Origin of the sequence: Aeromonas sobria (assembly GCF_000820145.1) — a bacterium.
Taxonomy (GTDB): domain Bacteria; phylum Pseudomonadota; class Gammaproteobacteria; order Enterobacterales; family Aeromonadaceae; genus Aeromonas; species Aeromonas sobria.
The window spans coordinates 121,586-133,941 of sequence record NZ_CDBW01000006.1; the positions used below are offsets into that span (position 1 = coordinate 121,586).

General features: G+C 55.7%; 11 protein-coding genes. 5 read left to right on the forward strand and 6 right to left on the reverse strand.

Annotated features, from left to right (window positions below):
* The first annotated feature begins 82 nt into the window (after positions 1 to 82).
* On the forward strand, positions 83 to 2,746 hold the full coding sequence (locus BN1135_RS03055) for a beta-N-acetylhexosaminidase (protein WP_042018765.1): 2,664 nt from the start codon (positions 83 to 85) through the stop codon (positions 2,744 to 2,746).
* A gap of 348 nt (positions 2,747 to 3,094) precedes the next feature.
* A complete protein-coding gene (gene glnS, locus BN1135_RS03060; protein ID WP_042018767.1) occupies positions 3,095 to 4,756 on the forward strand; it encodes a glutamine--tRNA ligase in 1,662 nt (553 codons plus the stop codon).
* Positions 4,757 to 4,879: 123 nt separating this feature from the next.
* Here the strand turns inward: glnS and fur are convergent, their stop codons facing one another.
* Entirely contained in the window at positions 4,880 to 5,308 is a 429-nt protein-coding gene (gene fur / locus BN1135_RS03065; RefSeq protein WP_042018769.1) for a ferric iron uptake transcriptional regulator, read from the reverse strand.
* Positions 5,309 to 5,550: 242 nt separating this feature from the next.
* On the opposite strand from fur, the gene BN1135_RS03070 reads away from it, so the two are divergent.
* Complete coding sequence (locus BN1135_RS03070) at positions 5,551 to 6,024, forward strand: DUF4442 domain-containing protein (RefSeq protein WP_042018770.1); 474 nt, start codon at positions 5,551 to 5,553, stop codon at positions 6,022 to 6,024.
* A 65-nt stretch (positions 6,025 to 6,089) separates the two neighbouring features.
* Here the strand turns inward: BN1135_RS03070 and fldA are convergent, their stop codons facing one another.
* The 4 genes from fldA to BN1135_RS03090 are packed head-to-tail and all read right to left on the reverse strand — an operon-like array spanning position 6,090 to position 8,030.
* Positions 6,090 to 6,614 carry a flavodoxin FldA gene (gene fldA, locus BN1135_RS03075; protein WP_042018772.1) on the reverse strand — a complete coding sequence of 175 codons (525 nt, stop codon included), beginning with the start codon at positions 6,612 to 6,614 and terminating at the stop codon, positions 6,090 to 6,092.
* A gap of 39 nt (positions 6,615 to 6,653) precedes the next feature.
* On the reverse strand, positions 6,654 to 6,950 hold the full coding sequence (gene ybfE / locus BN1135_RS03080; RefSeq protein WP_042018773.1) for a LexA regulated protein: 297 nt from the start codon (positions 6,948 to 6,950) through the stop codon (positions 6,654 to 6,656).
* Between the two features lie 20 nt (positions 6,951 to 6,970).
* Positions 6,971 to 7,192, reverse strand: a complete 222-nt coding sequence (locus tag BN1135_RS03085; protein WP_042018776.1) for a DUF2788 domain-containing protein — start codon at positions 7,190 to 7,192, stop codon at positions 6,971 to 6,973.
* 55 nt (positions 7,193 to 7,247) lie between these two features.
* Positions 7,248 to 8,030: an alpha/beta fold hydrolase gene (locus BN1135_RS03090; protein WP_082186710.1), complete on the reverse strand. Its 783-nt coding sequence runs from the start codon at positions 8,028 to 8,030 to the stop codon at positions 7,248 to 7,250.
* A gap of 274 nt (positions 8,031 to 8,304) precedes the next feature.
* Here BN1135_RS03090 and seqA point away from each other — a divergent pair, with 274 nt between their 5' ends.
* Together seqA and pgm are read left to right on the forward strand one after the other, a co-directional pair.
* Positions 8,305 to 8,814 carry a replication initiation negative regulator SeqA gene (gene seqA, locus BN1135_RS03095; RefSeq protein ID WP_042018778.1) on the forward strand — a complete coding sequence of 170 codons (510 nt, stop codon included), beginning with the start codon at positions 8,305 to 8,307 and terminating at the stop codon, positions 8,812 to 8,814.
* A gap of 58 nt (positions 8,815 to 8,872) precedes the next feature.
* Positions 8,873 to 10,522 carry a phosphoglucomutase (alpha-D-glucose-1,6-bisphosphate-dependent) gene (gene pgm / locus BN1135_RS03100; RefSeq protein WP_042018781.1) on the forward strand — a complete coding sequence of 550 codons (1,650 nt, stop codon included), beginning with the start codon at positions 8,873 to 8,875 and terminating at the stop codon, positions 10,520 to 10,522.
* Positions 10,523 to 10,673: 151 nt separating this feature from the next.
* Here the strand turns inward: pgm and BN1135_RS03105 are convergent, their stop codons facing one another.
* The gene (locus tag BN1135_RS03105) at positions 10,674 to 12,191 is read right to left on the reverse strand and encodes an HD domain-containing phosphohydrolase (protein ID WP_042018784.1); all 1,518 of its coding nucleotides are present in this window, start codon (positions 12,189 to 12,191) and stop codon (positions 10,674 to 10,676) included.
* Positions 12,192 to 12,356 lie beyond the last annotated feature (165 nt).

The following is a 12,356-nucleotide window of genomic DNA, read 5'->3' on the forward strand; positions in this document are numbered from 1 at the left end:
ACATAATTAAGGGCCCCGCTCAGGGGCCCAATATAAAAAAGCCAAGAAAATCCAACCTTTACTTCAAATGAGAGCAGCAGTTATGAACTTGAAACATTCTCTGTTAGCCATTGCCATGTCTACCGTTTTTGCAGGCCCCGCCCTGGCAGCTGATGCCGCCAAGCAAGCCGTGGTTGACTCCCTCGCCAGCAATCTGGTGGTCAAGTATGAAGTGGTCACCAACGACGGTGCCGGCGCAGGCCTCGATTGCCAGGCGCTCGGTTCCGAGTGGGCAAGCTGTGGCGTTGCCAAGCTGCACCTGACCAATACCGGTGCGGATGTGGATTCCAAAGACTGGAGCATCTACATCTCCTCCATTCGTCGTATCCAGCGCGTGGATAATGACCAGTTCACCATCACCCCCATGACTGGCGACCTATATCGTTTGACGCCAACCGATAAGTTCCAGGGTTTTGCCAAGGATGCCACCGTCGAAGTGCCGCTGGTGGTGGAGTACTGGGTATTGTTCGAATCTGACATCATGCCGAACTGGTATGTTGCCAGCGAAGGTGCCGAGCCGAAAGTACTGGCCAGCATGAGCAATATCAATGATGCCAGCACCTACGAGAAGCCGATGCCGGCCGATGGCTGGAAGCGCACCAAGGATGACAAGAACATCCTGATGAACAGCGAAACCCGTTTCGCTGCCAACCAGACCAGCACCCTGCTGCCCGCTGGCAAGATTGACAACCAGATCCTGCCGACTCCGCAGAAGCAAGTGGTCAAGGCTGGCCCGCAGGTTGACTTCTCTACCATCAAACTCAATGCCCTGGACTTGCCGAGCGATCGCGCCGAGGTTTTGAAGGCTGAACTGACCAAGCTGGGTGTTACCCTCTCCGACACCGGCTATCCAGTCACCATCAAACTTGGTAGCAAGCTCAAGCAGGCCGAAGGGTATGACATGACCATCGGCAAAAAAGGCACGGTGATCCAGGGTCATGATATCGACGGGGCTTACTGGGGTGCGCAATCCCTGATCTCCCTGCTGGGTGTTGATGACAAGCTGGTGAGCCAGATGACCGTCGAGGATGCGCCGCGCTTTGAATACCGTGGCATGCAGACCGACGTGGCCCGTCACTTCCGCAGCCTGGAGACCATGAAGAAGCTGGTTGATCAGATGTCTGCCACCAAGCTCAACGTGCTGCACCTGGGGTTGACCAACGATGAAGGCTGGCGTCTGGAAATCCCGGGTCTGCCGGAGCTGACTCAAGTCGGTAGCCAGCGTTGCCACGACGAGTCCGAAACCAAGTGCCTGATGCCGCAACTGGGTTCCGGCCCGACCAGCGACAACCAGGGTTCCGGTTTCTACAGCAAGTCTGACTACGTGGATCTGGTTCGTTATGCCAAGGCCCGCGGTGTGACCGTGGTGCCCGAGATCAACATGCCGGCTCACGCCCGTGCTGCCGTGGTCTCCATGGAAGCGCGCTACAAGCGTCTGATGGCGGAAGGCAAAGAAGCCGAAGCCAACCAGTTCCGTCTGACTGACCCGGCTGACACCTCCAACGTCACCTCGGTGCAGTTCTACGACAAGATGTCCTTCATCAACCCTTGCCAGCCGGGTGCTGCCACCTTCGTTGCCAAGGTGATGGATGAAGTGGCCCAGATGCACCAGGCCGCCGGTCAGCCGCTGACCGCATGGCACTACGGTGGTGACGAGGCGAAGAACATCATGCAGGGCGGTGGCTATCAGGATCCGGCCGTCACCAAGAAAGAAGAGCTGGTCGCCTGGAAAGGCAACGTCGACTCCAGCAAGCAGGACAAGCCGTTTGGCAAGTCCCCGATGTGCCAGAAGATGATCGACGATGGCAAGATCAAGGAAGTGGGCGAGCTGCCGGTTTACTTCGCCAAGGAAGTGGGCCAGATGGTCAAGGACCGCGGCCTGTCAACCCTGCAGGCATGGGAAGATGGTCTGAAGTACGCAGCCAACTCCAAAGATTTTGCGACCGACAATACTCGTGTCAACTTCTGGGAGACCCTCTATTGGGGTGGCTTCAACGAAGCGATGAAGTGGGCGCACAAGGGTTACGAAGTGGTGCTGTCCAACCCGGATTACCTCTACTTCGACTTCCCGAACGAAGTACACCCGGCTGAGCGTGGTTACTACTGGGCAACCCGTTTCAACGACACTCGCAAGGTGTTCGCCTTCGCCCCGGAAAACCTGCCGCAGAACGCCGAGACCTCGGTTGACCGCGACGGCAACGCCTTCGTGGCCAAGGGTGACCAGGATCCGGTCAAGTTCAAGGGGATCTCCGGTCAGCAGTGGAGTGAAACCGTGCGTACCGATGCTCAGTACGAGTACATGGTCTACCCGCGTATCTTCTCCGTGGCCGAGCGTGCCTGGCACAAAGGTGGCTTCGAGCTGAACTATGTGAAGGGTCGTGAGTTCTCCGGCGAGACCAAGCATGTCAACAAGGCCACCCTCAACAAAGAGTGGAACCAGTTTGCCAACCTGCTGGGTCAGCGCGTGCTGCCGAAGCTGGATCAGAGCGGTGTTGAATACCGTCTCTCTGTACCGGGTGCCAAGGTAGTCAACGGTGTGCTGGAAGCGAACGTGGATCTGCCGGGTCTGCCTATCCAGTACAGCATGGATGGCACCACCTGGACTGCCTACGATGCTGCGGCTAAGCCGAGCGTAAATGGCAAGGTCTACCTGCGTACCACCAGCTTCGATGGCAAGCGCACCAGCCGCGTCACCGAACTGAACTGATAGCCGTCAACCGTTAACATAAGGTGGGTCGTAAGACCCGCCTTTCCCAAGGGCGATGGATGACGTATCGGGTTTGGGAAAGGTTGACTGTGCGTGTGAGCCTTTGTTGTGTGTGTGTATTGTCTGTTTGTTTTTCATCACTTTCTGCCCCGCCTTGTGCGGGGCTTTTTTATGATGGCTGCTTAAAATTGGGCAAACCTCGGTTTTTTTAGCTGCTCAATGGCTGGTAACGGCCAAATTCAGGTTGAGGCAGGGCGCGTAATGAGGGATCATATCCGGCTTGACGGCGGGGGTATGAGGGTGCCAACCGGCACGACTTCCGCCAGTGACGCATTTTTGAGGTGAGCCATGACTCAGGCGAACAGCCCAACTAACTTTATTCGTCAGATCATTGATGAAGATCTGGCCAGTGGTAAGCACAGCAGCGTGCATACCCGTTTCCCGCCCGAGCCGAACGGTTATCTCCATATCGGCCATGCCAAGTCCATCTGCCTGAACTTCGGCATTGCCCGTGACTATCAGGGCCAGTGCAACCTGCGTTTCGATGACACCAATCCGGTGAAAGAAGACATCGAATACGTCGAGTCCATCAAGCAGGACGTACAGTGGCTTGGCTTCGAGTGGAGCGGCGAGATCTGCTACTCCTCCGACTATTTCGACAAGCTGCACGGTTATGCCATCGAGCTGATCGAAAAAGGTCTGGCCTATGTGGACGAGCTGACCGCCGAGCAGATGCGCGAGTATCGCGGTACCCTGACTGCGCCGGGCAAAAACAGCCCGTTCCGCGATCGCAGCGTGGCCGAGAACCTGGCGCTGTTTGCCAAGATGAAGAACGGTGAGTGTGCCGAAGGCACCGCTTGCCTGCGTGCCAAGATCGACATGGCGTCCCCTTTCATGGTGATGCGTGATCCGGTTATCTACCGTATCAAGTTTGCTCACCACCACCAGACCGGTGACAAGTGGTGCATCTACCCGATGTATGACTTCACCCACTGCATCTCGGACGCGCTGGAAGGGATCACCCACTCCATCTGTACCCTGGAGTTCCAGGACAACCGCCGTCTGTACGACTGGGTGCTGGACAACATCAGCATCGACTGCCACCCCCGTCAGTACGAGTTCTCTCGTCTGAACCTCGAATACACCGTCATGTCCAAGCGCAAGCTGAACCTGCTGGTGACCGAGCAGCACGTTAATGGTTGGGATGACCCGCGCATGCTGACCGTCTCCGGTCTGCGCCGCCGTGGCTACACCCCGGCCTCCATCCGCGAGTTCTGCAAGCGCATCGGCGTGACCAAGCAGGACAACATCGTCGAGATGAGCATGCTGGAAGCCTGCATTCGCGAAGATCTCAACGAGCATGCCCCGCGCGCCATGGCCGTGCTGCATCCGGTGAAAGTGGTCATCGAGAACCTGGCCACCGATGAAGTACTGACTGCCCCGGCCCACCCGAGCAATGCCGAGATGGGAACCCGCGAGCTGAACTTTACCCGCGAAATCTTCATCGACGAAGCGGACTTCAAAGAAGAAGCCAACAAGCAGTTCAAGCGTCTGGTGCTGGGCAAGGAAGTGCGTCTGCGCAATGCCTATGTGGTCAAGGCTGAGCGCATCGAGAAAGATGCCGATGGCAAGGTCACCTGCATCTACTGCTCTTACGATCCCGAGACCCTGGGCAAGGATCCGGCCGATGGCCGCAAGGTGAAAGGGGTGATCCACTGGGTCAGCGCCACTCACTCCCTGCCAGCCGAAGTGCGTCTCTACGATCGTCTGTTCAAGGTGCCGAATCCGGGCGCCGAGGATGACTTCGAAGCCGCGCTGAACCCGGATTCACTGGTGATCATCGAGGGTGCCCGTGTCGAGGCCTCTCTGAAGAGCGCCAAGCCGGAGCAAGCTTACCAGTTCGAGCGTGAAGGCTACTTCTGCGCCGACAACAAGCTCTCCAGCCCGCAGCATCTGGTGTTCAACCGCACCGTTGCCCTGCGCGATGTTTGGGGTAAGGCCGAAGGCTAGTGGCGACAAGGGCAGGGGAGACCCTGCTCTTCTCTGCTGCCAATCGGACAACAAAAAAGCCAGCTGATGCTGGCTTTTTTGTTGTCCGTCTATTGTCCGTTATCGAGTGTGATAGAGCCCGATTTAATGGTCGTGCTTGCAATCACCTGCCGCGCAATGACCGTAGAGGTAGAGGCTGTGGTTGGTGAGACGGATATTGAATCTCTTGGCGATCTCACGCTGGCGCTGCTCGATCACTTCGTCGGAAAACTCGATCACCTTGCCGCAGTCGAGGCAAACCAGATGGTCGTGGTGCTCCTGAGTCGCCAGTTCGAATACCGACTTGCCACCTTCGAAGTGGTGACGGGTCACGATACCAGCATCATCAAACTGGTTCAGAACGCGATAGACGGTGGCGAGACCAATCTCTTCACCCAGGTCGATCAGTCGTTTATAGAGATCTTCGGCGCTGGTGTGCTGGCAGTCCGGCTGTTGCAGGATTTCCAGGATTTTGACCCGGGGCAAGGTGATCTTGAGCCCGGCCTTTTTTAACGCTTGGTTGTTGTCTGCCATATTCTACTTATTCGCATTCTCGAAGGTGAGGTTATTCTGATGGACTGCCACTGGAATGGCAACCTTGAACTCGCTTGGCCTGTCATTATAGGTCGCCCTATCCCTAAAAATAAACCCAGTAATTCAAAGGCTTTAGCCATGAATGGGGGGCTGGATTGAAATAATCTATCGTGTGATCCGACTTGCTGGTATTGGAGATGTTGATAGTATGTAACTTTCACACATCTGGTCGGATGAGAACCATGGATTGGCTTTTTGGCAATGCGGCCTGGGTGCGCCGTGCACTCAATGCCTGGCCCCCCTTCTGGGGCGCCGGTATCAAGATAGAGACCCTGAGCGATGACTTTCGCTACTGCCGGGTGACCCTGAAATCCCGTTGGTGGAACAAGAATGCCAACCGCACCCAGTTTGGCGGCAGTATGTTTGCCATGACGGACCCCATCTATCCGCTGATGTTGATGGGCTACTTCAAGAATCGCTATTACGTTTGGGACAAGGCGGGCAGCATCAACTACATCAAACCGGGCAAGGGCAAGCTGGTGGCTGAGTTCAATCTGACCGAGGGCAAGCTGGCCGAGATAGTGGCGGCGACCGAGGGGGGTAACAAGCACTTCCCCGAGTTCGAGGTGACGGTACAGGACAAGAGTGGTGAGTTGGTAGCACAGGTGAAACGGACGCTGTATGTCAGATCCAAACCGGAGCACAGGGGTGGATAAGCGGCCACATCACAGATACAACAAGGGCCCCATCGGGGCCCTTAAGAGAGGTAAGGGTGAGCGGATTACTCCAGCTCGCCCAGGCACATCTCTTCGTGTAACAGCTTGCACCAGCCTTTGACGCGTTCGGCGGTCAGCTCGGGTTGACGATCTTCATCGATACCCAGACCCACGAAGTGCTTGTCATCGACCAGCGCTTTGGAAGCTTCAAACTCGTAACCGGCAGTAGGCCAGTGACCGATGATGATGGCGCCTTTGGCTTCGACGATGTCACGCAGAGTGCCCATCGCGTCGAGGAAGTACTCGGAGTAATCTTCCTGATCACCGCAACCAAAGATGGCAACCAGCTTGTTGGTGAAGTCGATTTCACCCATATCAGGGAAGAAGTCGTCCCAGTCGGCCTGAGCTTCACCGTAGTACCATGTCGGGATACCGAACATCAGCAGGTCAAAGCTCTCGATATCGGCCTTGCTACTCTTGGCAATATCTCGGACTTCAATCAGTTGCTTGCCCAGCTCTTTCTGGATCATCTTGGCGACAGCTTCGGTGTTACCGGTATCGCTGCCAAAAAACAGACCTACACTTGCCATAGTGTTTAGTTACCCGTATTTGGTGTTAATGCTTAACGCTCAGACTGAGGTCTCCACCGCAAAGGCGGATTCAGTCTGTTGTTTCAGAATAGATTGGATCAGCTCGGCTCGGCTGATGTTCTGTTGTAACGCAAGTTGGTTCAGGCGCTCCAGCAACTCGGCCTCCACCTTTAACTCTACCCTTTTGAGCCCATTGTCTCGATCGCGCTTAAGCTGATTGCGCTTGTTGATCTTGAGCTGGGTCTCGCGGGGGAGTGGATTGGTTTTTGGCCTGCCGGGGCGCTTCTCAGTTGCGAACAGATCCAGTGTTGTTCGATCAGTTTGCTGTTTGGCCATACATCACAGATGAAAATAAGTTAGCCGAGTCCTGAGCCTTCCCAGCCCAGTTCGATCAGCCCCTTGGCGACAAAACCCGCACAACCCAGAAACAGTACCAACCAGACGACAAAACGGCCAAAACGGGGCACATTGCCGCGCTTGAGTACGTCATGAATGGCAAGACCAATCAAGATGAAGATGGCCAGAAAAAATAATTTCAGGCCCACACTTTCGATCAGGTCGATATGTTCACTTAGCATGGATTGCGCACACTCCTTATGACCGGCGCACTATATCACAAAGGATTTGAAACTGTTAACCGCCTATCGACAGGAAATCCACAACCAATTTGTTGAACAAGGCCGGTTTTTCCGCATGTAGCCAGTGGCCCGTACCCGCGATGATTCGCACCTTTGCCGCCGGGAATTGGGCCAGCGCCGCCTCGCTGTATTGCGGCTGCATATAGTCAGAATCCCCCCCTTTGATAAAGAGCACCGGGCCCTTGAAGCGGTGTTCATCCTCTGGCCAACCCATGATGTTGGCGTAGTTTTGCTCAAGGGCGGAGACGTTGAAGCGCCAGCCCCAGCCATGCTCGCCTTTGGCGAAGGATTTGAGCAGGAACTGGCGCACCCCAGGGATTTCGATGTGCTTCGCCAGCATGGCTTCAGCTTCGCTGCGGCTTTGCGGCGGCGTGTTCAGGGTGGCATTCAGCCCGGCAAAGACATTCTGGTGGCGGGAGTGGGGATAGGCGACTGGCGCCATGTCAGCCACCACCAGCTTGGTCACCCGCTCTGGCGCCAGCTTGGCGACCTGCATCGTGACTTTGCCCCCCATCGAGTGGCCAATCAGAGTGGCCTCGGCAATCTCCAGCCGATCCATCAGGGTTAGGATATCGGCAGCTTGCGCCGGATAGCTCATCTCGTTGCTGTGAAAGGAGGCGCCGTGGTTGCGCAGATCGACGCTGATGACCCGGTACTGCTCGCAGAGAGGGCGGGCCAGCAGGCCGAGGTTGTCGAGGCTGCCAAACAGGCCGTGGATCAGAATGACCGCCGGACCCTGACCCTGCTCCTTGAAGTTCAATATGCTGTTTTGTTGCAAAATGACACCTTGTCGGTCGTGGGTGCGTATCGCGATTTTATTTAACGCACTGGAAAGAAAAGGATTTCGTCCAACGGATAAGAAATTTATGTGGTTTTTTTTCTAAAAAATCCCGTCCAGATCGGTTATCAGTGCGGCTGATCACACACTTGGCCCGCTATTATGCCGTATTCTCGATGAGATTCATGTACATCTGCCAGCCCCTTGCTTGGGCTGTCGGGTTTGCCTATGTATAATCGCCGCATCCGAATTTCGACGAGTCCAGCGCATCCCTATGAAAACCATCGAGCTTGATGACGATCTCTACTTCTATATCGCCAGCCAGACCCGGCACATTGGTGAGAGTGCCTCCGATATCCTGCGTCGCCTGCTGGAACAGCCTGCTCACGCACGTGTACCGGTTGCCGAGCTAGTGGCTGTGGCACAGCCCAAGGTGGTAACCGCGCAGCAGGGGCTGCAACTCCTGCTTGATTCTGGTGAGCTGCAAAAAGAAGAGAAGTCTATCAACCGCTTTATGCGGGTGCTCAGCACCCTCTATGGGGATGACCCCGCTGGGTTTACCCAAGCGACCGAAATCAAGGGCCGTACTCGGGTCTATTTCTCGCGGGATCCTGAGGCTCTGCGCGCCAGTGGCAGTACCACCAAGCCCAAACCGGTACCGGAAACCCCATTCTGGGTGATCACCAATACCAACACTCGTCGCAAGCAAAACATGGTGGCTCAGATGATGGCCAGCATGAGCTATGGCGAAGAGGTGATCGCGCAGGTGTGTGGCGCTATTTAACGATTTCTCAAGACTCAGGCCTTGCCCGCCAAGGCCGCCATTACGCAAGGAAAACGCCATGGCTCAGCATTCCCACGCCGGTCAACCGGCCCGCTTAAGCGACCTGACCAATATCCCCCGTCTGGTCAGCGCCTACTACCTCAACAAGCCGGACATGAGCCGCCCCGAACAGCGGGTTGCCTTCGGTACCTCTGGCCACCGTGGCAGTGCCTTGCACAACGCCTTTACCGAATCTCACATTCTGGCGGTGACCCAGGCACTGGTGGAGTATCGCCAGCAGGCCGGTATCACTGGCCCGCTGTTTGTCGGCATGGATACCCACGCCCTGTCCGAATCCGCCTTTGCCAGCGCAGTCGAAGTGCTGGCGGCCAACGGTGTCGAAACCCGCATTCAGGCTGGCCTCGGTTTTACCCCGACCCCGGTCATCTCTCACGCCATCCTGCGCTACAACTCAGGCAAACCTGCTGCCAGTGCCGACGGTGTGGTGATCACCCCGTCTCACAATCCGCCGGAAGATGGTGGCTTTAAGTACAACCCGCCCCACGGTGGCCCCGCTGAAGGGGAGATCACCAAGTGGGTGGAAGACCGTGCCAACGCCATTCTGGAAGCGGGTCTGGCTGGCGTGAAACGCATGCCGTTCGCCGAGGCCCTCAAGAGCCCGTTCGTGGTCGAGCACGACTATGTCACCCCCTATGTGGATGACCTGAAGAACGTGCTGGATATGGATGCCATCAAGAATGCGGGCATCAAGATCGGTGTCGATCCGCTGGGCGGCTCCGGCGTCGCCTACTGGGACGTTATCGCCAAGACCTATGGTCTGAATATCGAGGTGGTGAACTACAAGGTCGACCCGACCTTCTCCTTCATGACCCTGGATAAAGACGGCAAGATCCGGATGGACTGTTCCAGCCCGTTCGCCATGGCGAGCCTGATTGCGCTTAAAGACAAGTTCGACATCGCCCTTGGCAACGACCCCGACTACGACCGTCACGGCATCGTCACCAAGTCCGGCCTGATGAATCCGAACCACTATCTGGCGGTGGCAATCCAGTATCTGTTTACCCACAGAACCGGCTGGTCCAAAGAGTCAGCCGTCGGCAAGACGCTGGTCTCTTCTTCGATGATTGACCGGGTTGCCGGTGAGATTGGCCGCACCCTGAAAGAGGTGCCGGTTGGCTTCAAGTGGTTCGTGGATGGTCTCTACAGCGGCGAGTTCGGCTTTGGTGGTGAAGAGAGTGCGGGTGCCTCCTTCCTGCGCAAAGATGGCACCGTCTGGACCACTGACAAGGATGGTTTCATTCTGGCGCTGCTGGCGGCCGAAATTCTGGCGGTGACCGGCAAGGATCCCCAGGCCCACTACGACGCACTGGAAGCCAAGTTTGGCCGCTCCAGCTACCGTCGTATCGACGCTCCGGCCAACAGCGCCCAGAAAGCGGTGCTCTCCAAACTGGATCCAGCACTGGTGGAAGCCTCAACGCTCGCCGGTGAGCCCATCATCGCCAAGCTGACCAAGGCACCGGGCAACGATGCCGCTATCGGCGGCCTGAAGGTGGTGACCGAGAACGGCTGGTTTGCGGCGCGCCCCTCGGGCACCGAGTCCATCTACAAGATCTACATGGAGAGCTTCAAGGGCGAAGCACACCTGGATCTGATCCAGCAAGAAGCCCAGCAGATCGTCTCTGCGGCACTGGCCAAGGCTGGCGTCTAATTAGTAGCCTTGCCTCCAGAACGAGGCAGGGCTCAATATGTTAGTTATGGGCAGACGCATTATTAGCTCATCTTTGTTAGATAAAAAAAAACCGAAATCCATCAATGGGTTTCGGTTTTTTTATTGAGCTATCGCTGGCAACGATCCAGCTTTAGTGTTCGCCAATATAGACGTCTTTGTGCTGTTCACGGATCTCTAAAAACTTGTCCAAATTGCTCATCATCAGCTCGACCAGCTGTGGATCGAAGTGTTGCCCTTTCTCTTCTTCTATCAGGGCCAGCACCTTGTCCAGCGGCCAGGCTTTTTTGTAGCAGCGATCCGAGCCCAGGGCATCGAACACATCTGCTAGCGCCACAACCCTTCCCTCCAGCGGTATATCATCCCCTTTCAGACCACGAGGGTAGCCGCCACCATTCCACTTTTCATGGTGGTTGCCTGCGATGGTGGCACCAATTTGGAACAGCGCCAGATCACTGCCGGAGAGCATATCCTGCCCGAGCTGGGCATGAGTTTTCATTACCTCCCACTCTTCAGGTGTTAATTTACCCGGCTTGTGCAAGATGGCATCAGGAATGCCAACTTTGCCAATATCGTGCAAAGGGGACGCCCGTTTAATCAATTCGCTTTGTTCTTCACTCATGCCAAGCAGCTGACAAAAGAGCTCGGTATAGAGCGCCACACGTTTGACGTGCAGGCCCGATTCCTTGGATCGGGTTTCAACCAACTCACCGATGCGGTAGATAATTTCCCGCTGGTTATCGGCGATCACCTCGTTAAGGCGGATGTTCTCAAGCGCCACAATGATGTTTTCGGTGAACAGGGTCAGCAGCCCGGTATCCATTTGGCTGAGTTGCCGAGTGGTCTCGATATGGAACAACAGATGGTGGCGTGGGTTCTGGCAATAGAGCACCATCTGGTTGATGCCATAGATATTGCATTGCATGTGCATGGCTTGACGGAGGATCTCGGGCGCTTCCGTCAGCAATATGGCTGCATGGCCCGGCAGCAGTGGCTCCAGCAGTTGATCCCTGACCTCATAGGCGTACTGTTTGACGTCGTATATCTGGGTCTCGCCAAGATGGAGCAGGGCGCTAAGCTGTTCTTGTGCCCCCTCGACAAACTGGCGTAACGCCCGTTTCTCAAATATCCCCTTGGAGGCTTCGATGACTTTTTCCAGCCCCTGACGGTTGCTCTCCAGGGTGCGGATATCACGATAGGAGCGCAGGCTGGCCCGCAGCAGAGTGCGCAGCTTCTGGGAGGTTAGCTCGGTTTTATCCTTGTAATCGTTGATGTCGTAGTTGGTGACCACATCATCTTCCGGCGCCTGGCCGGGCTGGCCAGTACGCAACACGATGCGTACCATCTTGTTTTGCAGCTCTTCACGGACATATTTCACGACATCGAGACCTGCGTGGTCAACTTCCATCACTACATCCAGCAGCAGCAATGCCACGTCCGGTGTCACGGCAAGTAACTCTTTGGCCTGGGCCGCAGAATAAGCATGCAGAAAATCGATGGGACGATTGTCAAACTCGAATTTGTTCAAGGTGATTTTGGTGATGCGATGCACTTCGGGCTCATCGTCAACAATCATCACCTTCCAGCCTGCTTGCTGCGTGCTTGGAAGCGCGAGATCATCATCATCAATAATCAGGATTTGGTCATCCATCATACAATCCTGTTTGGCATCCTGTGCTTACATTAACTGCTTAACTAAGGATAGGAAACTTATTGAGAAATTATATTTGATCTCGAAAATCTATGGTCGAAATAAGCAAATGGAACCCTTTGCGACCGTTGCGTTGTCTGGCCGCTTTCTTTGCCCAATCATGGG